Source organism: Halovulum marinum (assembly GCF_009697225.1).
Classification (GTDB): Bacteria; Pseudomonadota; Alphaproteobacteria; order Rhodobacterales; family Rhodobacteraceae; genus Halovulum; species Halovulum marinum.
The window spans coordinates 248,231-273,704 of the sequence record NZ_WIND01000002.1 but is presented as its reverse complement, the minus strand read 5'-3'; the positions used below and the strand labels follow the sequence as shown (position 1 = coordinate 273,704).

General features: G+C 71.0%; 20 protein-coding genes. 9 read left to right on the top strand and 11 right to left on the bottom strand.

What is annotated here, in order from left to right; all coding sequences use genetic code 11:
• Position 1 precedes the first annotated feature (1 nt).
• Positions 2-895 (bottom strand): carbohydrate ABC transporter permease, encoded by an 894-nt coding sequence (locus GE300_RS04325; protein WP_154445246.1) that lies wholly within the window; start codon positions 893-895, stop codon positions 2-4.
• A 97-nt stretch (positions 896-992) separates the two neighbouring features.
• The gene (locus GE300_RS04320; protein ID WP_154445244.1) at positions 993-2,252 is read right to left on the bottom strand and encodes an extracellular solute-binding protein; all 1,260 of its coding nucleotides are present in this window, start codon (positions 2,250-2,252) and stop codon (positions 993-995) included.
• 159 nt (positions 2,253-2,411) lie between these two features.
• Here GE300_RS04320 and GE300_RS04315 point away from each other — a divergent pair, with 159 nt between their 5' ends.
• From GE300_RS04315 to GE300_RS04295, 5 genes are all read left to right on the top strand, one after another.
• The gene (locus GE300_RS04315) at positions 2,412-3,575 is read left to right on the top strand and encodes an ROK family transcriptional regulator (RefSeq protein WP_154445242.1); all 1,164 of its coding nucleotides are present in this window, start codon (positions 2,412-2,414) and stop codon (positions 3,573-3,575) included.
• A 23-nt stretch (positions 3,576-3,598) separates the two neighbouring features.
• Positions 3,599-5,959, top strand: a complete 2,361-nt coding sequence (locus GE300_RS04310) for a PIG-L family deacetylase (RefSeq protein WP_154445240.1) — start codon at positions 3,599-3,601, stop codon at positions 5,957-5,959.
• The gene (locus GE300_RS04305) at positions 5,952-6,851 is read left to right on the top strand and encodes a DMT family transporter (protein ID WP_154445238.1); all 900 of its coding nucleotides are present in this window, start codon (positions 5,952-5,954) and stop codon (positions 6,849-6,851) included. The genes GE300_RS04310 and GE300_RS04305 overlap by 8 nt, the downstream gene beginning before the upstream one ends.
• 188 nt (positions 6,852-7,039) lie before the next feature.
• Complete coding sequence (locus tag GE300_RS04300; RefSeq protein WP_154445236.1) at positions 7,040-8,467, top strand: enolase C-terminal domain-like protein; 1,428 nt, start codon at positions 7,040-7,042, stop codon at positions 8,465-8,467.
• A 26-nt stretch (positions 8,468-8,493) separates the two neighbouring features.
• The gene (locus tag GE300_RS04295) at positions 8,494-9,492 is read left to right on the top strand and encodes an aldo/keto reductase (RefSeq protein ID WP_154445234.1); all 999 of its coding nucleotides are present in this window, start codon (positions 8,494-8,496) and stop codon (positions 9,490-9,492) included.
• A 16-nt stretch (positions 9,493-9,508) separates the two neighbouring features.
• Here GE300_RS04295 and GE300_RS04290 read toward each other — a convergent pair whose 3' ends face one another.
• From GE300_RS04290 to GE300_RS04255, 8 genes are read right to left on the bottom strand one after another with little or no spacing between them, the layout of a single operon-like run.
• A complete protein-coding gene (locus GE300_RS04290; protein ID WP_325063095.1) occupies positions 9,509-10,528 on the bottom strand; it encodes an alginate lyase family protein in 1,020 nt (339 codons plus the stop codon).
• Positions 10,529-10,542: 14 nt separating this feature from the next.
• The gene (locus GE300_RS04285; RefSeq protein WP_154445230.1) at positions 10,543-13,281 is read right to left on the bottom strand and encodes a tetratricopeptide repeat protein; all 2,739 of its coding nucleotides are present in this window, start codon (positions 13,279-13,281) and stop codon (positions 10,543-10,545) included.
• A gap of 1 nt (position 13,282) precedes the next feature.
• The gene (locus GE300_RS04280; protein WP_154445228.1) at positions 13,283-14,608 is read right to left on the bottom strand and encodes an alginate O-acetyltransferase AlgX-related protein; all 1,326 of its coding nucleotides are present in this window, start codon (positions 14,606-14,608) and stop codon (positions 13,283-13,285) included.
• Between the two features lie 47 nt (positions 14,609-14,655).
• Positions 14,656-16,170, bottom strand: coding sequence for a right-handed parallel beta-helix repeat-containing protein (locus GE300_RS04275; protein WP_154445226.1), 1,515 nt, complete (start codon positions 16,168-16,170; stop codon positions 14,656-14,658).
• Positions 16,163-17,563, bottom strand: a complete 1,401-nt coding sequence (locus GE300_RS04270; RefSeq protein WP_154445224.1) for a mannose-1-phosphate guanylyltransferase/mannose-6-phosphate isomerase — start codon at positions 17,561-17,563, stop codon at positions 16,163-16,165. The genes GE300_RS04275 and GE300_RS04270 overlap by 8 nt, the downstream gene beginning before the upstream one ends.
• Positions 17,560-18,615 (bottom strand): hypothetical protein, encoded by a 1,056-nt coding sequence (locus tag GE300_RS04265; RefSeq protein ID WP_154445222.1) that lies wholly within the window; start codon positions 18,613-18,615, stop codon positions 17,560-17,562. Before GE300_RS04265 ends, GE300_RS04270 begins: the two co-directional genes overlap by 4 nt.
• 51 nt (positions 18,616-18,666) lie before the next feature.
• The gene (locus GE300_RS04260) at positions 18,667-20,151 is read right to left on the bottom strand and encodes a glycosyltransferase (protein ID WP_233416765.1); all 1,485 of its coding nucleotides are present in this window, start codon (positions 20,149-20,151) and stop codon (positions 18,667-18,669) included.
• Positions 20,152-20,158: 7 nt separating this feature from the next.
• Entirely contained in the window at positions 20,159-21,478 is a 1,320-nt protein-coding gene (locus GE300_RS04255; protein ID WP_154445220.1) for a UDP-glucose dehydrogenase family protein, read from the bottom strand.
• A 276-nt stretch (positions 21,479-21,754) separates the two neighbouring features.
• Between GE300_RS04255 and GE300_RS04250 the strand changes: the two genes are divergently transcribed.
• Positions 21,755-22,654: a heparin lyase I family protein gene (locus GE300_RS04250; protein ID WP_233416764.1), complete on the top strand. Its 900-nt coding sequence runs from the start codon at positions 21,755-21,757 to the stop codon at positions 22,652-22,654.
• Between the two features lie 13 nt (positions 22,655-22,667).
• Here GE300_RS04250 and GE300_RS04245 read toward each other — a convergent pair whose 3' ends face one another.
• The gene (locus GE300_RS04245; protein ID WP_154445216.1) at positions 22,668-22,934 is read right to left on the bottom strand and encodes a DUF6522 family protein; all 267 of its coding nucleotides are present in this window, start codon (positions 22,932-22,934) and stop codon (positions 22,668-22,670) included.
• A gap of 139 nt (positions 22,935-23,073) precedes the next feature.
• Between GE300_RS04245 and GE300_RS23675 the strand changes: the two genes are divergently transcribed.
• The 3 genes from GE300_RS23675 to GE300_RS04230 all read left to right on the top strand — a co-directional run bounded on the left by GE300_RS23675 (position 23,074) and on the right by GE300_RS04230 (position 25,440).
• Positions 23,074-23,511 (top strand): YbaN family protein, encoded by a 438-nt coding sequence (locus GE300_RS23675; RefSeq protein WP_325063094.1) that lies wholly within the window; start codon positions 23,074-23,076, stop codon positions 23,509-23,511.
• Between the two features lie 160 nt (positions 23,512-23,671).
• Complete coding sequence (locus tag GE300_RS04235) at positions 23,672-24,412, top strand: ATP-binding cassette domain-containing protein (protein ID WP_154445212.1); 741 nt, start codon at positions 23,672-23,674, stop codon at positions 24,410-24,412.
• Complete coding sequence (locus tag GE300_RS04230; RefSeq protein WP_154445210.1) at positions 24,409-25,440, top strand: ABC transporter permease; 1,032 nt, start codon at positions 24,409-24,411, stop codon at positions 25,438-25,440. The genes GE300_RS04235 and GE300_RS04230 overlap by 4 nt, the downstream gene beginning before the upstream one ends.
• Positions 25,441-25,474: the final 34 nt, after the last annotated feature.

The following is a 25,474-nucleotide window of genomic DNA, read 5'->3' as shown; positions in this document are numbered from 1 at the left end:
CTCAGTCGCTCCGCAGCAGGCGCAGCTGCACCAGGCTGACCACCAGCAGGATCAGGAACAGCACCACCGTCTGGGCGGCGGCATAGCCCATGTCGAACGCGTTGAAGGCGGTGTCGTAGATCATCAGCACCAGCGGCTTGGTCGAGTTCAGCGGCCCGCCCGGGTTGTTCGTCGTCATGTTGAAGACGTGGTCGAAGATCCGCAGGAAGCCGATCGAGCTGAACACGACGATGAACACGATGGTCGGGCGCAGCAGCGGCAGGGTGATCTGCGTCAGCACCGTGAACCAGCCGACGCCGTCGATCTTGGCGGCCTCGTAGTAGCTGACCGGGATCGCCCGCAGCCCGGCCATGAAGATGATGATCTGGAAGCCGAGCCCGGCCCAGACCGCCGGCGCCAGCACCGACGGCAGCGCGTTGGTGGTCGAGTTCAGGAACTCGATCTGCGGGATCCCGGCCTGGCTGAGGAAGTTGTTGAACAGCCCCGTCGGCACCGGCTGGTAGAACCAGCGCCAGACCCAGGCCATGGCGACGGCGCTGGTCATGAACGGCAGGAAGTACAGCATCCGCAGGAAGCCGTGCATGAAGCGCAGCTTGTCGAGGTGATAGGCGATGACGAAGCTGAGCACCAGGCTGAGCGGCGTGCCGATCAGCAGGTAGAGGAAGGTGTTCCCGAACACCTTCCAGAACACCGGGTCCGCCGCCAGCTTCTGGTAGTTGTCGAGGCCGGTCCAGGTGCGCGAGCCCAGCAGGTTCCAGTCCTGGAAACTGATCAGGATCGCGTTGCCGGTCGGGTAGAACCGGATCACGCCGTAGAACAGCACCGGCACCGCCAGGAAGGCCCAGGCCCAGGCGATCTGCTTCTGCCGGATCGTGAGGTTGCGGTAGAGCTGCATCCCGGTGGTCTCTCCTTGCGGCGGGCGGCGGCGCATCTTGGGGAAACGCGCCGCCGCCCTGCCACGACCCCGGCCGGCAGGCCGGGACGCGGCGCGCCTACTTGCCGTAGTACTCGTCGAGGATCTTCTGCTCCTCCTGCGCCGCGATGGCGAGGCTCTCCTCCAGCGGCATGTCCTGAAGCTGCATGCGCTCGACCATCTCGACCATCAGCTGACGCTGCGCGCTTTCGTTGGCGAACAGCGTGGTGTGCGCGTTCTCCAGCCCGCGGATGAAGGGGCCGAACACCGGGTCGCTGGCATTCTCCTCGGTCATCCCGACCGAGGGCTTGGCGGGCAGCTCGCCCACCACGTCGAGCCACACCTGCATCGCCTCGTCCGAGGTGATGTACTCCAGGAACTTGACCGCGGCGTCGTATTTCTCGCCCTCGGCCTTGGTGGTGATCGCGTTCACCCAGTAGCTGGAATAGTTCGACTTGGTGCCGTCCGGCCCCGCCGGCAGCTCGGCCACGCCCCATTCAAGGCCGCGCACGTCGGCCAGCGAGCCGATGCGGAACGAGCCGTCGATGTGCATGCCCGCGCGGCCCGCCTTGAACGCCGCCTGCGGCTCGTCCATGAAGCCGATCGCCGACACCGGCTCCTCGCCCAGGAACAGGTCCGAATAGTACTTCAGCGCCGCCCTGCCGGCGTCGGTGTCGTAGTTCACCGTCTTGTAGTCGTCGGCATAGGGCTCGCCGCCGAACTGGCGCACCAGCCCCTCGCGCCACCAGTGGTGGTCCTGCGCGGTCATCCCGGCGGTGATGCCGACCTGGGTGATGTTGCCGGCGCCGTCGCGCTTGGTCAGCGCCTTCGCGGACTCGACCAGCTCGTCCAGGGTCTCGGGCGGGCCGTCGATCCCGGCCTCCTCGAACAGCCGCTCGTTGTAGAACAGCGCCAGCGAGCGGACCGCGGTCGGCAGCGCGTAGTATTGCCCGTCGACCTTCATCGCCTGGACCATCGGGAAATACTGCTCGTCGATCTCGGCAGCCGGGAAACTTTCCTCGGGCAGCGGCTGGATCAGGTCGGCCTCGATATAGTCGTTCAGCCAGCCGTAGAACAGCTGCACCACGTCCGGCCCCTCGCCCGCCGGGATCGCCGCGGCGACCTTGGTGCGGTAGTCGGCATAGGGGAAGTGGGTCATGGTGACGGTGATGTCGGGGTTGGCTTCCTCGAAGCTGGCGATCAGCTGCTCCATCGCCGTCACGCGGGCGTCGAAGAAGTACTGCCAGTACTCGATCTCGACGGCCGCGGAAGGACCGGCCAGCAGCGCCGCGGCGCTGGTCATCCCGGCCAGGGCCGTCATCCGAACAGATCTGAACATTGGGTGGTCTCCCGGTTGTCGGGCGCCGTGACCGGCCGCCCCTGCTGCTTTCGCTTCGCGGCGCGCCGGCGCCGCGGCGGCGGCGTTGTCCCGCCGCCTGTTCCGAAGCATTAACTCAAACTTCTTGAGCAATCAACACAGTTGAGTTAATCACGATCCATGGTCTCGGTCCTCTCTCTCCAGGGCGCCAACGCCGAACGCGCGCGCAGCCACAACCGCCGGCTGGTGATGGGGCACGTCCATGCCGGCGGGCAGATGGGCCGGGCGCAGATCGCGCGCGCCTCGGGGCTGTCGACGCAGGCGGTCTCGAACATCATCGCCGAGCTTCAGGCCGACGGGCTGATCCGCCAGACCGGCCGCCTGGGCAACGGCCGCGGCCACCCGCCGGTGCAATATGCCATCGACCCGGAAGGCGCCTATGCGCTGGGCATCGAGGTGCGCCCCACCGCGCTGCTGATCGCGCTGCTGAACCTCGAGGGCACGGCGGTCTTCACCCGGCGCGCGGCGCTGGAGCGCGCCGACCCCGGCACCGTGCTGGGCACGATCGCGCGGCTGCGGGCCGAGATCGCCGCGCGGCACGCCCGCTCCGGCGACAGGACGCTGGGCGCGGGCGTGGTGATGCCCGGCCCGTTCGGCGTCACCGGCCTGTCGGGCGCCGAGTCGGATCTGCCCGGCTGGCAGCAGCTCGACCCGCGCGCCGTGTTCGCCGAGGCGCTGGACCTGCCGATCGAATTCGACAACGACGCCAACGCCGCCGCCATGGCCGAACGGGTCACCGGCGCGGCGCAGGGGTTGCAGACCTACGCCTATCTCTATTTCGGCACCGGCCTCGGCCTGGGGCTGGTCAGCGCCGGGCAGCGCGTCGCCGGCGCGTTCGGCAACGCCGGCGAGATCGGCCACCTGAGCATCGCCACGCCCGAAGGCCCCGAGCGGCTGGAGAACCTGGCCAGCCGCCTGTCGATCGAGCACCACCTGGCCGACGCCGGGCTGCAGGCCGGCAGCGTCGAGGCGCTGGAGGCGTTGCAGGGGCACCCCGCCGTCACGCATTGGCTGGACCGCGCCGCCCCCGCGCTGGCGCAGGCGGTGCATGTCGTCGAGAACCTGTTCGACCCGGAAACCGTGTTCCTTGGCGGCGCGATGCCGGCCCCGGTGCTCGACGCGCTGATCGCCCGGATCGACCTGCCTGCGGCGAGCGTCTCCAACCGCCCGGACCGCACCCGGCCGCGGCTGGCCCGCGGCTCGTGCGGGCGGCTGACGGCGACGCTGGGCGCCGCCGCGCTGATCCTCGACCGCGCGTTCACGCCCCGCGTGGGCACCTTCTGAGACTGCAACCGAACGGATTTCCCATGCCCCTGACCGATCGCGCCCGCCTGGAAGACGAGGCCCGCCACCCGCTGATCGTCGAACTGTGGCGCGCCCTGCAACCGTTGCAGACCGTGGTCAGCTTCATGAACACCGGCGCGCACCCGGACGACGAGACCTCGGCGCTGCTGGCGGCGCTGGCCTGGCGCGACGGCATCGACATCTCCTGCGCCTGCGCGACCCGCGGCGAGGGCGGGCAGAACGACATCGGCACCGAATCCGGCGCCGCGCTGGGCGTGCTGCGCACCGCCGAGATGGAGGCCGCCTGCGACGTGCTGGGCCTGCGCATGTACTGGCTGTCCGAAGGGCCCGGGGACGCGATCTTCGACTTCGGCTTCTCGAAATCCGGCAAGGAGACTCTGGGCCGCTGGGGCAAGGACCGGACCCTGGCGCGTTTCGTCCACATCCTGCGGCGCGAGCGGCCCGACATCATCTGCCCGACCTTCCTGGACGTGCCCGGCCAGCACGGCCACCACCGCGCGATGACCGAGGCCGCGCACCTCGTGATGGACCTGGCCGCAGATCCCGCGTTTCCGGGCACCGACCTGCCGCCCTGGCAGGTGAAGAAGCTGTTCCTGCCGGCCTGGTCCGGCGCCGGTCAGGCCTATGACGACGACCTGCCGCCGCCCACCGCGACGCTCACCGTGCCGGGTGCGGGGCGCGACCCGGTCACCGGCTGGAGCTTCGAGCGCATCGGCCAGCAGTCCCGCGCCTGCCACGCGACGCAGGCGATGGGCAAATGGGTGCCCGCCGGGACCGAGCGCGACTGGCCGCTGCACCTGGCCGATGACCGGGTCGACGGCGCCGGCGCGTCGCTCTCCTCCGGGCTGGCGGTCAAGCTGACCGACCTGAAGGACTGCCCCCACCTGGCCGAAGCGCAGGCGCGCATGGACGCCGCCCGCACCGCCTTCCCGGATGCCGAGGCGATCCTTGCCGAGGCCAGCGCCGCACTTGCCGCCCTGCGGCGCGGGACCGGCGCGCTGACCGACCCGCAGCGCGCCGCTTTCGGGCACAAGCTGACCCGCAAGGCGCAGCAGCTTTCGCAGCTGATCCGGCTGGCGGCGGGGGTCGATGTTCACGCCGTCGCCGACCGCGACTTCGCCCGCCCCGGCGATGCGGTGCGGGTGACGCTGGAAACCCGATCCGGCCGCGCCGAGGCGCTGTCGGTCGAGCCCATCCTGCCCCACGGCTGGATCGCCGATACCCGGGGCGACGCGATCACGTTGAGCGTCGGAGACACGGCACGGCCCGGCGATCCCTACCCCGACAGCTATCTGCCCGGCGCGCCGCCGGCCCCGGCGGTCTCGGTGCGGATCACCGCCCGCGGCCAGACCTCGGAAACCGTGCTGCCGCTGCGTCCCGCGCCGGTCGTGCTGCCCGCCCGTTCTGCCGCGCCAAGCCCCGCCGCCGCGGTGCTGAACACCGCGACCGACACCCGGACGCTGGCGCTGACGCTGACCGACGTCGCCCCCGCCGGGGCCGAGCCGGCCCTGACGCTGCCCGAGGGCTGGCAGGCCGAGCGGACCGAGACCGGTTTCCGCGTCACCGCCCCCGCGGTCCTGCCCGAAGGCGCCTACCGCCTGACCCTGACGCTCGACGGCCAGCCGGCGCAAAGCGTCCGCCGGATCGCCCACGGACACGTTGCGCCCCGCGCCCTGGCCACGCCTGCCGTCGTCACCGTGCGCGCGGTGAACGTCGCCCTGCCCGACGCCCGCATCGGCTATATCGGCGGCGGCAACGACCGGGTGGATCACTGGCTGGCCGCCATCGGCGTGGATGTCACCGCCCTGACCGACGCCGAGCTGGCCAGCGAGGGCGCGCTTGCCGGCTATGACACGCTGCTCGTCGGCATCTTCGCCATGCGCTTTCGCGCCGGGCTGGCGCAGGCGATGCCGCGGATCAACGACTGGGTGCGCGCCGGCGGCACGCTGGTCACGCTCTATCACCGGCCCTGGGACGCGTGGGACCCGGACACGATCCCGCCCGCGCGGCTGGAGATCGGCCAACCCTCGCTGCGCTGGCGCGTCACCGATGAAAACGCCCGGGTCACGGTGCTGGCGGACCATCCCGCGCTGAACACGCCCAACCGGATCGGCCCCGACGACTGGGCGAACTGGCACAAGGAGCGCGGGCTCTATTTCGCGAAGGACTGGGACCCGGCCTACACCGCGCTGCTGTCGATGCACGACGATGGCGAGGCGCCGCTGACCGGCGCGCTGCTGGCGGCGGAGATCGGCAGGGGGCGGCACATCCACACCGCGCTGATCCTGCATCACCAGATGGAGCGGCTGACCCCCGGCGCGTTCCGGCTGATGGCGAACCTGGTGACGCCGCGCGATGACTGAGGCCGCCGCGGCGCCGCGGAACCTGTCCGGCGGCGCCTGGCTGATCGCGGATTTCAGCCTGAACATCTGGGCGCTGTCGATCGTCAAGGCGATGGGGCTGGACTACCCGGCGGTGCAGCTGGTGTTCCTGCGTGCGCTGGTCGGCCTGGCGCTGATGCTGCCGTGGATCTGGCGCCAGCGGCGCGCCTTCGGCCTGACCGCCGATCCGGGCCTGCACCTGCTGCGGGTGGTGCTGTCCTCGGTGACGCTGGTCAGCAGCTTCTTCGCCATCGCCCGGGTGCCCATTGCGCTGTTCACCGCGATCAACTTCACCCGGCCCTTGATGCTGATGGTCATGGCCGCGCTGATCCTGCGCGAGCGCATCCCCGGCCGGCGCTGGATCGCGGCGCTGGTCGGGCTGGCCGGCGTGCTGGTCGCGGTCGAGCCCTGGGGCCCGGTCCCTTCGGGCCCCGGTCTGGCGGCGCTGGCGGTGACGGTGACCACCGGCACCGGGGCGGTGATCGTCACCCGCAGGCTGGCGGCCACGCCGACCCTGGTGCTGATGGGCTTCTACACCGGCGGGCTGGCGCTGGTCACGGCGCCGTTCGCGGCGCTGTCCTGGCAGCCGGTGGCGGGCGGCGAGTGGCTGCCGCTGCTGGCGATCGGCGTCTTCGCGCAGTCCGGGCAGTTCTGCTTCCTGCAGGCGCACAAGCGCGCCGAGGCGGCGTACCTGGCGGTGCTGGGCTACGGTTCGCTGGTGATCGCGTCGGCGGTCGGCTACCTCGTCTTCGGCGAGGCGCTGACCCTGCTCTTCGTGCTGGGCGCCGCGCTGATCGTCGCCGCGGCGCTGTGGTCCGGCCTGACCGCCCGGCCCGGGTCCCGGCCGGTGCGCCCGGTGCAAGGACCGCGCTAGCCCGCCCCTTGTAATGCGGCGCGACCTGCGCGATGCTGAACGCAACCTACCGTTCGGTAGGTAACGCGACCCCGGTCGCCGGTCCGGAGCCGATCCGTGAAACTGTCGCCCAGCAAGGAAGGCATTCGCGATTTCGGCTTCGCGGCGCGCGCGGCCGGACCCAGCCACGGTGCAACGCAAGGCCCGAGATGACAGACAGCCCCACCCTGACCCTGGAAGAGGTCGCGTTCTTCGAGCGCGACACCCCGTTCCGCATGCCGTTCCGCTTCGGCGTGGTGACGCTGACCGCCGCCCCGCAGATCTTCGTCCACGCCCGGATCCGCACCGGCGACGGGCGCGAGGGCTGGGGCATCGCCGCCGAGATGCTGGCGCCGAAATGGTTCGACAAGTCGCCCGGGCTGAGCAACGAGGACAATTTCGACCAGCTGCGCCACGCGCTGGCGATCGCCGCCAAGACCTGTTCCGCGCAGCGGACGGCGCAGTCCGCCTTCGGCCTGCACGCGGCGTGCGCGGCCGAACACGCCGAGCACTGCGCGATGGCCTCGCTGCCGCCGCTGGTCGCCAGCTTCGGCACCGCGCTGCTGGACCGGGCGATCCTCGACGCGCTGCTGCGGCTGCACGACGCCAGCGTCTTCGCCGGCGCGCGCGGCAACATCTTCGGCCTCGACGGCCGGCTGACGCCCGAACTGGACGGCTTCGACCTGGAGGCGTTCCTGCGCGCGCGCCAGCCCGCGGCCAGCATCGCGCTGCGGCACACGGTCGGCATGGTCGATCCGATCACCGCCGCGGACGTGACCGAGGAAACCCGCGTCGGCGACGGTCTGCCCGAGACGCTGGAGCAGGTGATCGACGAGTACGGCGTGACCCATTTCAAGCTGAAGGTCGGCGGCGACCTGGAGGCCGACATCGACCGGCTGTCACGGATCGCCGCGGTGCTGGACCGGCTGCCCGCCTACGCCGCGACGCTGGACGGCAACGAGCAGTACGCCGACGTCGAGGGCATCCTGGCGCTGTGGCGCCGCATCGGCGAGACCCCGGCGCTGCGGCGGCTGCACGCATCGGTGCTGTTCATCGAGCAGCCGATCGGCCGCGCCGTGGCGCTGTCGTCCGACATCTCGCCGCTGGCGCGCGTCAAGCCGGTCGAGATCGACGAATCCGACGGCAGCCTGGACGCCTTCGTCGAGGCCCGCAGGCTGGGCTATACCGGCGTCTCGTCCAAGTCCTGCAAGGGTTTCTACCGCTCGCTGCTGAACCGGGCGCGCTGCGCGCACTGGAACGACACCGAAGGCACCGACCGCTACTTCATGTCGGCCGAGGACCTGACCACGCAGGCCGGCATCGCCGTGCAGCAGGATCTGGCGCTGGTCGCGCTGATCGGCTGCACCCATGTCGAGCGCAACGGCCATCACTACATGCACGGCTTCGCCGGCGCCTCGGCGGCCGAGCAGGACGGCTTCCTGCAGGCGCACCCGGACCTGTATCACCGCCCCGGCGATACGGTGGTGCTGAACATCCGCGACGGCGCGCTGACGCTGGGCTCGCTGGATACGCCGGGCCTGGGCAGCGCGGCGATGCCCGATTTCCTGGCGCTGACCGCGCGCCACCTTACCGCCTGATCCACAGGACCAATCCGGAGAGAACCATGCAGCACAGGAAGCTCGGGGCCGCGGGCCCCGACGTCTCGGCCATCGGCGTCGGCGCGATGTCCTTCGCCGGTGTCTACGGCACCGCCACCGAGGCCGAGGCGCACGCGGTGCTGGATGCCGCCCGCGACGCCGGCGTGAACCACATCGACACCTCGAACGTCTACGGCAGGGGCGTGTCCGAGCAGTACATCGGCAGCTACCTGGCCCGTCAGCGCGGCGAGACGCCGTTCCGCATCGCCACCAAGGCCGGGATCACCCGCGATCCGGACACCGGCGCGCGCGGCTTCGACAACAGCCGCGCGCACCTAGAGGCCGAACTGGACGGCAGCCTGAAGCGCCTGGGGGTGGAGCGGGTGACGCTGTTCTACGTCCACCGCCGCGACCCGCGCCTGTCCATCGAGGAGGTGACCGAGACGCTTTCCGGCTTCGTGCGCGCCGGCAAGGTCGAGCACATCGGCTATTCCGAGATCGCGCCCTGGTCGCTGCGCCGGGCGGCGGCGGTGCATCCGGTGGCGGCGGTGCAGTCGGAATATTCGCTGGCGGTGCGCTATCCCGACCTCGGGCTGATCCAGGCCTGCGCCGAGCTGGGCACCGCGCTGGTCGCGTTCTCGCCGGTGGGCCGCGGGCTGCTGACCGACACCCCGCCCACCCGCGAGAAGGTCGCGGCGCTGGAGTTCCTCAGCCGCAACCCGCGCTTCATGTCGCCGAACCTCGAGGCCAACCTCGCGCAGGCGGCGGGCTTCGCCCGGCTGGCGGCCGAGATGGGCACCAGCGCCGCGGCGCTGGCGATCGCCTGGCTGCTGCACCGCGGGCCGCACGTGATCCCGATCCCCGGCACCCGCGACGTGGCGCACATGAAGCAGCTGGCGGCCGGCATGCACCTGGCGCTGTCGGACGCCGACATGGCCCGGATCGAGAAGGTTCTGCCGGTGGGCTGGGCGCACGGCGACCGGTACAACGAGTCGCAGTGGATCGGCCCCGAGCGCTATTGCTGAGCCGGGTGCGGCGCGCCTAGCGGTCGCGCTCCGCCGCCCAGATCGCGGTCTGGTCGCCGCCGAGCTTGGAATGGCTCAGCGGCCGCCAGACCGACGCCAGCGCCTCGAGCGCCGGGTCCGGGTCCAGCGTCAGGTAGGCCTCCAGCCAGGCCAGGTTGAACCCTTCCAGCTGGCGGGTGCCGTCGAAGAAAGTCTGCACCTCGCCGGTGCGCGCCTGCGTCAGCCGGCCGTCGTCCAGCTCGGACACGGTGTAGCGCACGACCCGCGCCAGCGCGGCGCCGCAGCGCCCGGCAACCGGAAAGCCCCGCGGCTCGAGCAGCGCCGCCGACACCGCCAGCGGGGCGACCGCGTGCAGCTGGTAGTGCAGCGCCCAGCGGCCGCGGGTCATCTCCTGCGGCAGGCTGCCGTCGGGGTTGGCGGTGCACAGAACGTGCGCGGTCGACCACGCCGCCCAGCCGCGCATGATCGCGTCGTCGGTCAGATCGGCGGTGGCGGCGGCGGCCAGCGCCGCCCATGCCCGCAGGTTGCCCTGGCGCGCGCCCTCGGGGGCGTCCTGCTCCCAGAAGCGCATCTGCGCGACGACCCGCCGCGCCAGCCAGTCGGAAACCAGCCCGACCTTGTCGCCGTCGCCGGCGCCGGCGTGCGGCACCACCTGGCGCAGGATCAGCGCGAACGCCGCCAGCCGCGATCCGGCGGTCAGCCGCGCCGCGGTGGTGTCCAGTTCGGCCAGGGCGTCGGCCCTGGCCCAGGGCGCCAGCCGCGCCAGCACGCAGGCGGCGATCGCGGGCGGGTCGGCGCCGGGCGCGTGGACGCCGTTGGCGCGGTCGGCCAGGTCGCGCAGGAAATCGTCGACCGGCTTCAGCGCGGCGTCGACCTCGGCGTCGGCATCGGCATCCAGCCTGGTCCGGTTCTCGCTGCCGTCCGCGTAGCGGCTGCCGTAGGCCAGCGCCTGCACCGGCGCCGGCGCCGGCGCGCAATTCGCACCGGGCGTCTCGGCGGCGGCGGGGCCCGGCAGCGCGGCGACCGCCGCCAGCACCAGCGCGGCCCCGGTCAGCCGTCCGAGAGCAGCCCCAGCAGACGGACCAGCCGGGCGGCCTGTTCGTCTCCGGCGGCGGTCGCCTTCTCCAGCCATAGCATCGCCCCTTGCCTGTCGCGGGGCACGCCGATGCCGTACGCCAGCACCTGCCCCAGTTCCCTCATCGCCGGAATGCTGCCGTTGTCGGCCGCCTTCTTCAACCAGCGGGCCGAGTCGGGCAGGTCATCGCCGTCGGAGGCGGTGTCGCGCAGCAACAGGCCCAGCTCCAGCATCGAGCGGACGTCGCCGGCTGCGGCCGCGCGGCGGTACAGCCCGCGCAGATCGACGACGCGCGCGACCGCGACGCGCACGCCGTCCGGCGCATCGCGGTACTGCGCCTGCACCCAGCGCAGATCGCCCTCGTCGCCGGCGTCCAGCAGCGCGGCGATGTAGCCGGCGGCGGCATGCGGCGCGAAGGTCTCCAGCGCCGGGTTCGCGGTCAGGCGGAAAAGCTGCCGGTAGGCGGTGACGTCGCCGTCCAGCGCGGCGCGGGTGTAGACCTCGTACTCGTCCGGGGCGCGGCCCTGGCGATAGCTCTCCATCTGCCGGTCGGTCAGGCGCAGCTTGGCCAGCACGTTGCCCGACTCCATCGCCAGCCCGACCCGCTGCCAGTGCAGCACCGCTTCGGCGTCGTTCAGCACGGCGTGGGCGTCGGCCATCTCGACGACGTCCTTGGTGCCGCAGTTCATCAGCGCCACCGCGCGGCCCAGATAGTCGGCCGCGACCTCCGGCTCGACGAACGGGATCGCGAACATCAGCGCCAGGAAGTCGCCGCGCGCCTCGATCTGCGCGGCGAACGCGGCATAGGTCTGCCGCATCGGCCGGCGGTCGGCGACCAGCCGCGCCAGCAGCCGGATCGCGGCGCCCTCGCCGCGGTTCCCCGCGAGCGTCAGCAGTTCCTCGACCTCGGCGGCCACTTGCGGATCGCGGCCGTTGCTCTCGATCAGCGCGATCGCCAGGTCCAGCGCGGTGGTCACGCCGTTGTGCAGGTAGACCCGCCGCAGCAGCTCGATCGCCCGGCGCCGGTCGCCGACGCCGGTGGCCAGCTCGAACTCCAGCTTGGCGTATTCCTCGAGCGCCTTTTCCGAGTTGTCCAGCCGGTCGGCCCAGTAGCGTCGCGCCCGCTCGGTCGTCATCGGGTCCATCTGCAGCCGCTGCAGGTGGTTCGCCAGCGAGGCGGTGCGGCCCTCGAGCGCCTGCGACTGGATCCGCGCCACCAGATCCGGGGTCGCGAACGGATCGAGCGCGACCACATCGGTGGGGTTGACGAACACCGCCCCGGTGCCGGCCGCGCGATAGGCCCGCGCCCAGTGCCCGGCGGGCCCGGTCTGCGGCGCGTCGGGCACGCGGCAGCGGAACAGCGCGTCGAGATCGTCCATCGCGGTCGCGAGACCGAAGCGCGAGACCGCCTCGCCCAGAAGGTCCACGGCCCGGTCGATCCGGTCCGGATCGTCGCGATGGCGCGTGAAGAAGCCGGCGAGCATCCGCATCGCCTCGGGATCGGCCCGCCGCACCGCCTCCTCCAGCAAGGCGGCGGCCTCGGCCTCCCCGGCCCAGCGGCCGCGGCGCAGCAGCACCTCTTCGGCCAGCTCGGTGAACACCCGGCCCGGCGCGGCGTCCAGCGCCGCGATCTCGCGCAGGTATTGCAGGTAGGGGCTGGCGCGGGACGGCTCCGGCCCCTGCGGCGAGACCGACAGCTGCAGCAGCGGCGCCAGCGTCGGCCGCGTGTCGGCGCCGCCGGGCGCGAACAGCAGCATGTCGCGCAGCCGCGGCGCGTCGATCGCGTCCGAGGCCAGCAGGCGCGCGGCCTGGTCCGCGTCGGGGCGGAAGCCGCGCTCCAGCGCCACTTCCAGATAGTGTGCGATCAGGCTGTTGTCGCGCGCCACCCCGCGGTTGCCCAGGTGATGCCCGACCACGCGCCAGGCCGCGTCGCGGCCGCCCATGTCGGCGGCGAACCGGCGCCACGCATAGGCGATCCGCGGGTTCGGGGCGACCAGGCCGCCGTCGTCGAATTCGCGCGCGATGCGCTCGGCGCGGCGGCAGACCGAGGCGTTCATCTGCCCCAGCATGCCGCTGAACGCCATCGTCGCGGTCAGGTCGAGCGGCGCATCCCATTCCGGCACCTGCTCGCCGGCCAGCTGGCGCCGCGCGATCATCATCAGCGCGTCGGGATGGCCGGCGAACGCCGCCTCGCGGATCACGCCCCAGGCGAACTCCGGGTCCGGCGGCGTGCCGATCCCGGTCAGGTGGAACTGCGCCAGCGTCAGCTGCCGCCCGGTCGACAGCTCGTCCAGCCGCTGCCGCAGTTGCGGCACCAGACCGGCGGCTTCGAGCGCCTCCAGCCGGCCGGCGTCGATGTACAGCTCGACCCGGGCCAGCAGCGCCGGCATTCCGGCGAAGCCCTCGTCCAGCACTTCGCGGCGGGCGATCAGCGCGTCGATGAAGTCGAACCAGCGCGCGGCGTCCTCGCGCTGGTAGCGGCGGATGTCCGCGGCAAGGAGCGCGATGCGCTTCGCCTCGGTCAGCACCCCGTCGCCCGCGCCGGCCGACGCATCGTCCGGCGCCGGATCCGCCTCGGCCGGCAGGCAAAGGTCCCGCGGCTCGATCTCGGGGGGCATGAACACCAGGTCGAGCGTGCGCGCCTGCGCCCCCACCGGCGTCGGGTGCAGCGCGACCAGCAGCGCGGTCAGCAGGCATGGCAGGATCCGCGTCATCTCACCCCTCCGCGCCGTAGGGACAGGCGGCCAGCGTCACCGAGGCGCCGGCCGGCGCCGGCAGATCGACCTCGACCGCGGTCGCCGGCTGCGCCCACAGCCCGTCCGCCGGGACGTAGAAGCGGCCGGTCCGGACCTGGCCGGGCGCGCGCACGACCGTGCGGCTGCGCGACCGCCCGGCGGCGGTCTGCAGGTGAAAGGTCGCGCGGTCGATACCATCGCTGTCGGCGTCGAGGAACAGGGTGTAGCCGCGCCCCGGGTCGAGACCCGCCAGATCCGCCGACAGCCGGCGGCCGCCCGGCGCCACCCTGAACGCCAGCGGCGTCCGGCACGCGTCCGAGGCCGCCGCCAGAAGCTCGCGCATCGGCTGGTCGCCGAACTGCGCCAGGTTGTACTGCAGCGGGTTCTCCCACACCAGCACCGCGGGCCGCGCGTCGGCGAACCGCCGCGAGGTCATGTAGGACGAGATCGCCCCGAAGGCGCCGCCCTCGGGCAGCGAGAACTGGATCACGTCCATGCCGGTGAACTCCGACAGGAAGCCGGCAAGGTTGACCTCGGGCGGGGCGCTGATCTCGGTGCCGACCAGGGCGATATGACCGCTTTCGCTGCGCTCGGCGAAGATCTCGCGCCGCGGATCGCTGCCGGCAGCCTCGACCGCGTCGGTGCGGAAGGTTTCGGTCCGGACCGGCGGCAGTGTGGCGGCGCAGTGGCGCTGCAGCAGGATCCGGTGGTGCGAGCGCAGGTCCACGCTGCCGGCAGGCACGGTCACGAACCTTCTGTCGCCGCGGCGGGCATCCGGCACCGCGTCGCCGATCGCCGCGGCGATGGCGCGGGCGGCGGCGCGCGCGCCGGCGGCGGTCAGGCGCGGATCGGTGCCGAAATAGGCCTGCCCGCCGGGGCCGAGCGCGCGGAACGCGCGGCGCAGATTCACCGCGGCCACGCCCGCGTCCTGCAACCGCCGGATCAGATCGTCATGCACCGTGGCGGCGATTTCGGGGTCGAAGCCGTGGTCGGACGCTTCGGCCGGCAGATACTGCGGCATGCCGACGCCCTTCGGCGGCACCGGCACATAGACCAGCCGCGTGCCGTTGGCGGCGAGCGCGCGCGACAGGCGGGCGACGTCGGCCACCACCTCGTCGGGGAACGGCTGCTCCATCTGCAGATCGGGGATCAGCCGGTAGAACACGCCGGCGCGGCCCTCGACGCTGGCCACCTGCGGCGCGTCGGCAAGCCCCTCGCAGCCGTAGGCGGAGCGCACCTGCGCCCCGGCCACGGCGGGCGCCAGCAGCGCGGCCGCCAGCAGCAATGCCTTGCAATCGAGTCTCATGGCCCCCCGTCGCTGTCCCTGCCCTTGGCGCCCCGCTTCTGCCGGCCTCAGCCCGCGTCTGTGCAGGGCGATGGCGGGCGTGCCGCCGCTTGCCCGCCGGCGCCCGTGATGAGCATCGGCTCGAGGCCCTTCAGATCCCGCGCGATCAGCGCGCTCTGCCGCGCGACGTCGCCGTGCAGAAAGCGCGGAAACTGGTTTGAGAAATCGTTTCCGGCCAGGTACATGCGCCCCGCGCTTGCGGTGGCCATGCCGGCGCCGTTCGCGGCGACGACATTGCCCACCAGGTAGGTGAGCGTGCCCGCGTCCTGCGCCGAGACCCAGAGCCCGGCGCTGCTGTTGGCGATCGCCCGGTTGCCCGTGACCCGCGTGCCCTGGCTGGTGCGCACCTCGATGCCCTTCTGGCGGTTGTCGATCACGGTGTTGCGGCCGATCAGCGCGCAGTCGGCGCGGTCGACCTTGATCCCGCCGCCGTCGCGGCGCCAGACCGTGTTGCCGCGGATCGTGGTGGCATGGCTGCTGGCGTCGACGACGATGCCGGAGCGGCTGCCGCCCAGAACCACGTTGTCTTCGACGATGCCGCGCGCCGATCCGTCGGTCACGCGGATCGCGTTGTTGGGCACGCCGTCGTGGAAGATGTTGCCCCGGACCCGCGCGCCGGTGGCGGCGCTGAGCACCAGCGCGCGGCCGCGCATGCGGCGGAACCGGTTGTCCTCGACGACGATGCCGGCGACCCCGGCGACCGACAGTGACACGATGTCGGAAATCCGGCTGCCGCGGATCACGCTGGCGCGCGGACGCGCCGCCAGACCGTTGCCGAGCACCGAGAACCCCGAGAATTTCGCCGTCTGGCCGAAGCCCAGCCCCGAGACCCGCGCAGCGGTCACCTCGACGGCGCCGCCGCCGGCGGTGGCGACGAAGGGCACGAACGCCGGGCTGGCGGGCGCGGCGGGACCGGTGACCGAGATCTCGGCCCCGGCGACGCGCAGCGTGCCCATGTTGACCAGGAACGCGCCATGGGTCCGGCTCAGCCGCAGGCCCTGCCCCGGGGCCAGCGCCAGCGCCGCGTCCGGCATCACCAGCAGCGGCACCCTCAGGTCCAGCGTGCCGCGCGGCCCGGCCAGGGCCGGCATGCCGTAGAGATCGAGAAACAGCCGCAGATCGGCCAGGTTCGCGACGCCCTGGCGCACCACCAGCGCCCCGGGACGGCGCGTCGCCCGCGCCGCCAGGACGATGTCGTTATCCGCCTCGCCGAAGGCCTGCGCCAGCATCCCCAGGGCCAGCCGGGCGTCCATCATCTCGATCTCGACCTGCGCCTCCGGGTCCGGGCCGGGCCCGGCCCGGATCGGCGTGACCGCGGCGGGCGCCGCGTCGGCGGCCATCAGGCCCGCGCGCTGCAGCAACGCCCGGTTGGACAGCTGCGCATTGCCCGCGTCGGCCAGCGCGGCCTCGAGGCCGCGCAGTTGCTGGCGCAGCCCGACCCCGACCGCATCCGGCGACGCCTGCGCCGCCGACCCGAACAGGATCAACGCGATCAGCGACAGTTTGTCTAAAATTTTAGGCATACCGCGCGGCTGCGATGTCCGGCTCGACGGCGTCGCTGGCCGCGTTCGCCATGTGCAGCACTTCCAGCGGCGCATCGGTCGCGTTCGTGACCCGCACGGCGGCGGCCGGATCCAGCACGGTCCGCTCGCCGGTGGCGAGCACCGTCGTCCCGCCGCCTGCGCCCAGCCGGGCCTCACCGTTCACCACCACCAGCTCGGCCCCCGGCAGCGGCAGGATGCTGACCGACGCGCCCGGGTTGACGGTCAGCGACGACATGCTGAAATGCGCGCTGGCGACCATCTGCTTGACCGCGCCCCACTCGCGCGTGGTGCCGAGGTGGCGCTCGGCCTCGGCGCGCTGCTGCGCCTTCAGGTGCTCGGCGATCTGCTTCACGCTCTGGCAGTGGCCGACCCTGGCGACCAGAAGCGCGTCCTCGGTGTCGATCACGATCACGTCGCTCATCCCGACCACGGTGACCAGCCGGCTGTCCGAACGGACCATGGAATTCTGCGTCTCCAGCGCCAGCACGTCGCCCTGCAGCACGTTGCCCTGGCGGTTGCGCTTGGAGATGCCGTACATCGCGGTCCAGCTGCCGACGTCGCTCCAGCTGACGTCGAGCGGGCACAGCGCGATGCGGTCGGTGCGCTCGAACACCACGCTTTCGGTCGCGCCGGCCACCGCCTCGGCAAAGGCGTCGCGGTCGATCATCAGGCCCTGCCGCGCCGGCACCGCGGCGGCCATGGCGCGTTCGACCGCGGCCACGGTCGCGGCATCGAAGCGGCGGTACTCGTCCACGATCGTCGCGGCGGTGAACAGGCTGATGCCCGAGGCCCAGTAGGCGCTGCCGCCCGCGACCAGCGCTTCGGCGCGGTCCTTCGGCGGCTTCTCGACGAAGCCCTCGACGCGGTGCAGGCCCGGATGCGCCTCGATCGCGCCGCCGTCGGTGATGTAGCCGAACCCGGTTTCGGCGTAGCGCGGGGTGATGCCGAAGGTGACGATGCGGCCGTCGCGGGCCGCGGGCGCCATCGCCAGGACCGCCTCGTTCAGATTGCCCTCGATGACGTGGTCCGCCGGAACCACCAGGATCAGCGCCTGCGGATCGCGCGGCAGCAGGTGCAGCGCCGCCGCCAGCACCGCGGGGCCGGTGTTGCGGCCCATCGGCTCGCACAGGATATCGGCGTCGCACTGGATCTGCTGAAGCTGATCCGAAACCGTCCGCGCATGCCGCGCGCCGGTGACCACCAGCGGCCGGCCGAAGCCGTCGATCCGGTGCCGCTGCACGGCGGACTGGAAGAAGCTCGCCGACCCGGGCCCCGCCACCCGCTGGAACTGCTTCGGGCTCTGTACGCGCGACACCGGCCACAGCCGGGTGCCGTTGCCGCCGCAGATGATGAGCGGGGTGATCGTGGTCATTGCTGTCCTCCGGGCCAAGCAAGCGAGCCGCCGAACACCGGCCTGACCAACCTGATCCGCGCGGTCTTGCCGATGTCGTCGACATCGAAGTCGCCGCTTTCGGCGACCATCGTGACCGGCAGATACAGATCGCCGCGCGCCGCGGCCGCATCGGTCGCCGCGGACAGCAGGACCCGGACCGGCACGGAGCGCCCGTCGCTCAGATCCAGCAAGACCTGTTCCCCACCCATGGCTTTCGACACCCCTTCGACGCTCATCAGCGACTCCACTCTGACGTTAACGCTAGAGTCGAAAATCGACAGAATTGGGTCGCCGGGAAGAACTGTCGCGCCCTCGAAAATTCCATCCACAACAGACACTTCGCAGTCGCACGGCAACTGGAAGTTCAAAACATCGCCACTATTCGCGCTGATCGAGTAAACGACCTCGCCGGCGCCGGCGGCGGTGTTCAGATAGGTGATCTGGCCGGCGCTGGTGGCGCGCATGTCGTTGCCCGCGCGGTTGATGAACGCCGGCCGCGCCTCGTAGCTCTGGGTATAGCGCTGGAGCAGCGTCTGCCCGGCGGCGGCGATCAGCGCCAGCGACAGCCCGATCGCGGCGATGCTGCGCAGGTAGCGGCGCGACTTGCCGCCGTCCTTCGCCTTCGGATCCTTCGGCCTGGTCGGTCCCGAATAGGCCATCATCGCGCCCAGCGAGACGAAGTCGCCGGCGATGAAGCTGTTCAGGATGTAGCGCAGCTGCGGCAGGTGCGGCCCGGTGGGCTCGAGAAACCGCAGCGTCAGCTCGCCCGGCCCCGCGCCCTCGCCGACCGCGATCTCCGGGTACAGGCTGATCGAGAAGTCCTCGAAGTCGAACGCCAGCCGGGCGACATGGCGGCTGTTCAGCAGCGCCGGGTCCGGCGGCGCGTCGAGCGTCACCTGCGCCGCCGCCACCGACAGGCCGCGGCCCTCGAACCGGCGGTCGCCGATCCAGGCGCGGAACGGGATCGGAACCACGGGATGTTCCTTGTCGAACGCGAAGCCGGGCGGCACCTCGCGCATCCGGGAGGCCATGAGGGGAGGCTCTTCTACGGTGTCGGTTCGCACGGCGCGCACGGGGATACCTCAGACCTTGATCAGAAACATGATGCCGATCGTCAGCCACACCAGCGCCAGGGCGTGGTGCACTGCCGAATCCGCCGAGCGGAGCCGGTCCGCCAGCGCGGAAACGGCCCCCACCGCCCCGCCGCCGCCGGACTGGCGCGTCCACTTCTGCCGGTCGAGCCGGAAGAAGACGAAGGTCTTCACCAGCGCCCCGGCGACCTGGCCGAAGTACAGCAGCGGCGGATGGGTGATCGGGAACCAGGTGCCGCAGAACGCCGAGATGATGGCGCAGAACAGATAGCGCGTCGCCATCACCCAGGCGATGTACAGCGGGATGATCGCCGGCGTCTCGAAGATCGCGGTCAGCATCACCGTGATCGGCCCGACCAGCGTCGTCCACATCGACAGCCGCTGATCCAGGACCGACCACCAGGTGAAGAAGCCGATCTTGCGCGGGCTCTGCCGCAGTGCCCGGCCGTTGGTGCGCATCATGTTGCCGAACCAGCGCACCATCAGGGTGCGCGAGCTGTCCAGGAACGTCGGCCTGGGCTGCGTCTCCATCGACCAGGACCGCACGTCGGGCAGGTAGGCGGTCTCGTACCCGTTCTTCAGCAGCCAGAACCAGGTCGACTTGTCGTCGCCGGTCAGGAACCTGACCCGCCCCAGCCGCCAGTGGTCCAGGTAGTCGCCGTTGATCGCCGCGATGAACTCGGGATCGGTCGCAAGATCGCCGCGGAACACCGACATCCGGCCGGTCAGCGTCAGCACCCGGTTGCCGAGCCCCATCGAGCACATCATCATCTGGCGCTGGTTGAAGCGCAGCACGAACCAGTCGCGGAACAGGTTCCGCCGCTCGATCAGCACGCCCTCGTCGGTGGTCAGCGCGCCGACCTTGGGGTCGGTGAACACCGGCGCGGAGGCGGCGACGATATCCTGCGGCACGATGGTGTCGCCGTCGACGAACACCACGATGTCGCGGTGCGAGGGGCACTTGCGGCCGATGATCCGCAAGGTCCGCGCCATCGCGTCGCGCTTGCCGTTGGCCGCGATCCGGTCGATCACCAGCTCCACCCCGGTCATGTCGGCGAGCATGCTGTTGTAGAGGCCGCGGATCAGCCGCTCGTCGGCGCCGTCGACCACCGAGGTGACGATCGTCGCGCCGTCGCGGGCGCGGGCCGCGGCGGCGAACAGCGCGCGGTAGACCGGCACCGTGACCTCCGGCTCGACCATGTACGAGGTGACCAGGAAGTAGGCGTGCGACGGCGCGTTGCGCTGCCGGAACTGCCGGTGCCGGCGCGCCTTGCGCCGCGGATAGACGAAGCTGCGGAAGATCACCGCGCGGGTGAAGTTCAGCGCGGCCCAGGAATAGCGCCAGGCGCCGAGAAAGCCGATGATGACGATCGTCTGCCGCGCCCCGTCGAGCGTGCCCAGGTGCGACGGCTGAACCGTCGCCGCAAGCAGCACCACGACCGCGAGGTACGCGGCATGCGAAAGCGCCATCATCATCGGCGGCCTACCAGCAGATGCCCTGGTACCGGCCGCCCGAGACCAGGCGCCGGTTCAGCCGCGTCAGATCCAGCATCGGCACGTTGGCCGCGGCCTCTTCCAGCCGGCTCACGGTCTCGTTGTAGAGGTTGCCGATGACGACCGCGCCGGCGCCCTCGATCAGCCGGTCGAGATCGTCGATCAGCCGGTCCTTCAGGTCCGGGATCACGTCGTTGCCGCGGCCGGCGGCGCTGTGCCCGCTGCTGTAGGCCTCGGACACGTAGGGATCGTAGATGTCCACCTGCACCCCGGCGCGGATCAGCCGCGAGGCCAGTTCGGCCAGCGGGCTTTCGCGCAGATCGTCGGTGCCGGGCTTGAAGCTGATCCCGACGAAGCCGACGCGGCTGTGCCCGGCGTCGCGCACCATCTTCTCGGCCCGGGCGATCTGCGCCGCGTTCGCCTCCAGCACCGCGTCGAGCAGGTGCGTGGCGGTGCCGTTCGCGGCCGCCATGTGGCGCAGGGCGCGCACGTCCTTGGGCAGGCACGAGCCGCCGAAGGCGAAGCCGGGCCGCATGAAATAGGGCGACAGCGCGATCTTGCTGTCCGAGCACAGGATCTCCATCACCGTCTGCCCGTCCAGGCCGGCCGACTTGGCGATGTTGCCGATCTCGTTGGCGAAGGTGACCTTGACCGCGCGCCAGGTGTTCGAGGTGTACTTGACCATTTCCGCGGTGCGCAGGTCGACCGCGTGGATCTTGCAGCCCAGCGGCGCGTTCAGCGCCGTCAGCGTCTCGGCGGTCGCCGGGTCCAGCGCGCCGAACACGATCAGGCCCGGATCGTAGTAGTCCTTGATGGCGGTGCTTTCGCGCAGGAACTCGGGGTAGTAGCCGACGCCGAAATCCGCGCCCGCGCGCTTGCCGGAGGCGGCTTCGAGCGCGGGAATGCAGGTGCCTTCGGTGCTGCCCGGCACGGTCGTCGAGCGGATCACCACCGCATGGCGCCCGTCCTTGCGGGCCAGCGCCCGGCCGATGTCGCGGCACACCGTCTCGACGTAGCCCAGGCCGACGCTGCCGTCCTCGGCGCTGGGCGTGCCGACGCAGATGAAGGACAGCTCGGTCGCGTCGATCGCGTGCTGGACGTCGTCGGTGGCCCGAAGCCTGCCGGCGGCGACGACCTCCTCGACCAGCTCGTCGAGGCCGGTCTCGACGATCGGCGCCAGTCCCGCGTTGATCGCCGCGATCTTGCCGGCATCGACATCGACCGCGATGACGTCGTGGCCATCCCGCGCCAGACATGCCGCCGAAACGACGCCGACATAGCCTATTCCAAAGATGCTGATCCTAGCCATTCCTGCCTCGGCCCCTGTTTTTTTTGCGTCACCGTATTCCAACGCGAGCAAGCCGATAGATGGCATTCTTGGCAGAATCATGTCTGATCCGGATTGGTTGCCGGAATGCAACAGATTTGTTGTTTCCGGGCGTCAATTTACATTCGTGAAGCGAAAGACGACGATGTTTACAATCCATGCGGGTATTTGGAACATCGTCGCTTGACCTTGGGCTGTCGGCAACTTCACAGATCCGGGGCCGGAAGCCTTGCCTGCGTACCGCCGAGGAATGCGAGAATGCCGACCACCACCCGCTGGATCGCCGTCGGAGCGGCCCTTGCGCTTCTCGCCGCGTGCGGCGGCCCGCGCACCGGCGGCCCCGCGAACTACGAGAGGCTGTTCAGCCCGGCCGAGCATGCCTTCCGCTTTGCGCAGGCGGACGAGCCGGTGCGCGCCGGCCGCCGCAGCGAGCGGTTCGAACTGCGCGACGGCGACTGCGGCGGCAGCGACTGCGGCGCGCCCCGCTACCGGGCCGAGATCCGGCAGGACGACAGCGCGGTTTCCGCGCGGCTCGACACCGACATCTGGTACGGCTGGAGCTTCTACAACGCTACCATCCCGGCCTTCGCCGCCGACAATGCGCTGCGCGTCGTGGTCGGTCAGTGGAAGCTTGCCGGCGCATCGCCCGCGATCTTCCGCCTGGTGCAGACCGGCACGGGCGAAGCCGGCGGCGAAACCTGTCGCCCGGAAATCTGCACGCCGCTGCCGGACCAGACCGGCGACGTGGCCGTGCAGCTTGCCGACATGGCCGAAAGCCGCGGCTGGGGTCCGGCGCAGAACGGGGGCCATGTGTGCCGGCTGTTCGACATGGCGGCCGCGCGCGGCCGCTGGGTGGACATCGTGGTCAACACCAATTTCGCGACCACGCCGGACGGCTACCTCCGGATCTGGGTCGACGGGCAGCTGAAATGCGACTACCGCGGCCAGCTGGTCGCCAGCCGCCCGGCGGGCGCGGCCCCCCGGCCCGAACACCGGCGCGGCATCTTCGTCAGCTACACCGGGCGCTGGGACCGGGCCTTTCCCGGCCGGCCGAAGCCGACCCTGGTGGCCTTTTACGACGAATTCCTGTCGGGCGACAGCCGGCCGCAGGTGGACATCAGGCTGCGCGCCCCCGCCGGCGACCGGGCGAAGGACTGACCCCGGGACCGGCCTATTTCCTGACCGGCGGCGGCTTGACCGGGTTCTGCACCCGGCTCAGCACGGTGCCGTCCGCCGCGCAGGTCAGCCGCAGGCGCTGCCCGGCGTAAAAGAAAGTGACGCGGAACCGGCCGGCGTCGTCTCCGGTGCCCTGTTCATGCATGGTGGTGATCTCGCCCGAGCGCATCTTCGCCCGCACCTCGGCCGGGGCCAGCCCCAGCAGCGGTGCAATCTCGTCGGCCGCGACGGTGACGCCGCCTTCGTCGATCTCGATCTTCATCCGGACCTCCGTGCATCCCGACACCGGCGCGCAACGCCGGAATTTCCGGGGAACCCGCACGCGGACTACAGCGAACTATTCCCGAACATTCAAGACCTGCCCCTTGACGCGAGGGGCGCGGACGCTTTGTTCAGGACGCGTGGACACATCAACCGAAAACGACACACCCGCTGCGGACAGGACCCGCGCCGCCGGCGCGGAGAATGTGCGCACGGCAGGCTCGAAGGCGCTGTGGACCGGGCTGGGCTGCGCGGCTCTGCTGGCGGGCGTGATCGGCGCGCTGCTGCCGGTGATCCCGACCGCGCCCTTCATCATCCTGGCCGCGCTCGCCTTCGGCAAGGGCTCGCCGGCGCTGCGCCAACGGATCATGGGGCACCGGCATTTCGGGCCGATCGTCGACGACTGGGAGCGAACCGGCGCCATCGCCCCGCGCTGGAAGGCCGTCGCCTGCGCGGCGATGGCGGTCAGTTTCGCCGGCTCGGTGCTGTTTCTGGACGCGCCGCATTACATGCTGGCGATCCAGGGCGTCGTGCTGGCCGCGGCGGCGGCCTTCGTCTTGTCGCGCCCGAACCGGTAGCGGCCGCGCCGGCCCGGCGTTTCGGCATTTCGGCATTTCGGCATTAAATCCATAGTTGAACAAATTATTGACAACTGCCGCCCTCTGTGACGATCCTCGTCTGACGGCACGACAAAAAGAACTGGCCAGCAGTGCCGCGGCCGATACCGGGAGGGATGTGATGAGCCTGTTGGAGCTCGACGGCATCACGAAAAGCTTCGGCGCGATCCACGCCTTGCAGGGCATCGATCTGACCGTCGCCGCGGGCGAGGCGGTCGGCCTGATGGGCGACAACGGCGCCGGCAAGTCGACGCTGATGAAGATCATCGCCGGGAACTTTCCGCCGACCGGCGGCCGGCTGCGGATCGAGGGCCAGGAGGTGCATTTCCACAAGCCGCTGGACGCCCGCGAGAACGGGATCGAGATCGTCTACCAGGACCTGGCGCTGTGCGACAACCTGACCGCGGCGGCGAACGTGTTCCTGGGCCGCGAGCTTAAAAAGTCGTTCGGCCCGATCCGCTATCTGGACTACCGCAACATGTACCGCCGCGCCGGCGAGCTGTTCGGCGAGCTCAAGTCCGAGACCCGCCCGCGCGATCTGGTGCGGCAGATGTCGGGCGGCCAGCGGCAGGCGGTCGCCATCGCCCGCACCCGGCTGTCGGACCCCAAGCTGGTGCTGATGGACGAGCCGACGGCGGCGATCTCGGTGCGGCAGGTGGCCGAGGTGCTGGCGCTGATCGAACGGCTGAAGGAAACCGGCCACGCGGTGATCCTGGTCAGCCACCGCATGCCCGACGTGTTCGCGGTCTGCGACCGCGTGGCGGTGCTGCGGCGCGGCGCCAAGGTCGCCGACAAGCACATCGGCGAAACCAGCCCGGAAGAAGTCACCGGCCTGATCACGGGGGCGATAGAGCACGCATGACCGACACCACCGAAAAACAGGGCGCCGCCCGCTCGCACGCCGAGATCGACGACAGCATCACCTCGCGCAGCGAGATGACGGCACTGCAGGCGGCGATCCGCACGCAGCCGTTCTGGGTGTTCGTCGCGATCATCGCCATCGGCATCGTGATGAACTTCGTCTCGGACGTGTTCCTCAGCGAACGCAACCTGTTCAACATCACCCGCAACTTCGCCTTCTTCGGAATCATGGCGCTGGGCATGTCGGCGGTGATCTGCACCGCGGGCATCGACCTGTCGGTCGGCTCGCTGATGGGTCTGGCCGGGATCGTCGCCGGGCTGGTGATGCAGGCCGGCTACGGCATCGTCTTCGGCTTTCTGGCGTGCATGGCCACGGCGGCGACGGTCGGCTTCGTCAACGGGGTGCTGATCGCCTATCTCAGGATGGCGCCATTCGTGGTGACGCTGGGGATGCTGGCGATGGCGCGCTCGATCGCCATGGTCGTGTCCAACAACAAGATGATCTACGAGTTCGGCCCCGACCAGGACCTGTTCGAATGGATCGGCGGCGAAAGCGTCATCGGCGTGCCGAACCCGGTCTGGGTGCTGATCATCCTGACGGCGGTGTTCTGGTGGGTGTGGCGCTACTCGATCTGGGGCCGCTGGGTGATCGCCATCGGCGGCAACGCCCACGCGGCGAAGCTGGCCGGCATCCCGGTCGAGCGGGTCGTGGTCTCGGTCTACATGCTCAGCTCGCTCTGCGCCGGGCTGGCCGCGTTCCTGATGGTGGGCTGGTTCGGCTCGGTCACCAACGCGCTGGGGCTGACGTACGAGCTGAACGTGATCGCCGCATCGGTGATCGGCGGCGCCAACCTGATGGGCGGCGTGGTCTACGCCGTCGGCGCGCCGATCGGCGCCGCGCTGATGGAGCTGATCCGGAACTCTCTGCTGCTGGCGGGCATCGACGCGCTCTGGCAGCAGTTCTTCGTCGGACTGTTCCTGATCCTCGCGGTGCTTCTGGAACAGATCCGCAACCGCGGGCGGCAATAAAAACCAAGCCGCCCGTGCCACTGACCCCAAGGGA

Bases quoted from the DNA above. Each gene is read 5' to 3' on its own strand.
- GE300_RS04325 (WP_154445246.1), bottom strand. From the start codon at position 895: ATGCAGCTCTACCGCAACCTCACGATCCGGCAGAAGCAGATCGCCTGG.
- GE300_RS04320 (WP_154445244.1), bottom strand. From the start codon at position 2,252: ATGTTCAGATCTGTTCGGATGACGGCCCTGGCCGGGATGACCAGCGCC.
- GE300_RS04315 (WP_154445242.1), top strand. From the start codon at position 2,412: ATGGTCTCGGTCCTCTCTCTCCAGGGCGCCAACGCCGAACGCGCGCGC.
- GE300_RS04310 (WP_154445240.1), top strand. From the start codon at position 3,599: ATGCCCCTGACCGATCGCGCCCGCCTGGAAGACGAGGCCCGCCACCCG.
- GE300_RS04305 (WP_154445238.1), top strand. From the start codon at position 5,952: ATGACTGAGGCCGCCGCGGCGCCGCGGAACCTGTCCGGCGGCGCCTGG.
- GE300_RS04300 (WP_154445236.1), top strand. From the start codon at position 7,040: ATGACAGACAGCCCCACCCTGACCCTGGAAGAGGTCGCGTTCTTCGAG.
- GE300_RS04295 (WP_154445234.1), top strand. From the start codon at position 8,494: ATGCAGCACAGGAAGCTCGGGGCCGCGGGCCCCGACGTCTCGGCCATC.
- GE300_RS04285 (WP_154445230.1), bottom strand. From the start codon at position 13,281: ATGACGCGGATCCTGCCATGCCTGCTGACCGCGCTGCTGGTCGCGCTG.
- GE300_RS04280 (WP_154445228.1), bottom strand. From the start codon at position 14,608: ATGAGACTCGATTGCAAGGCATTGCTGCTGGCGGCCGCGCTGCTGGCG.
- GE300_RS04275 (WP_154445226.1), bottom strand. From the start codon at position 16,170: ATGCCTAAAATTTTAGACAAACTGTCGCTGATCGCGTTGATCCTGTTC.
- GE300_RS04270 (WP_154445224.1), bottom strand. From the start codon at position 17,563: ATGACCACGATCACCCCGCTCATCATCTGCGGCGGCAACGGCACCCGG.
- GE300_RS04265 (WP_154445222.1), bottom strand. From the start codon at position 18,615: ATGGCCTCCCGGATGCGCGAGGTGCCGCCCGGCTTCGCGTTCGACAAG.
- GE300_RS04260 (WP_233416765.1), bottom strand. From the start codon at position 20,151: ATGATGATGGCGCTTTCGCATGCCGCGTACCTCGCGGTCGTGGTGCTG.
- GE300_RS04255 (WP_154445220.1), bottom strand. From the start codon at position 21,478: ATGGCTAGGATCAGCATCTTTGGAATAGGCTATGTCGGCGTCGTTTCG.
- GE300_RS04250 (WP_233416764.1), top strand. From the start codon at position 21,755: ATGCCGACCACCACCCGCTGGATCGCCGTCGGAGCGGCCCTTGCGCTT.
- GE300_RS04245 (WP_154445216.1), bottom strand. From the start codon at position 22,934: ATGAAGATCGAGATCGACGAAGGCGGCGTCACCGTCGCGGCCGACGAG.
- GE300_RS04235 (WP_154445212.1), top strand. From the start codon at position 23,672: ATGAGCCTGTTGGAGCTCGACGGCATCACGAAAAGCTTCGGCGCGATC.
- GE300_RS04230 (WP_154445210.1), top strand. From the start codon at position 24,409: ATGACCGACACCACCGAAAAACAGGGCGCCGCCCGCTCGCACGCCGAG.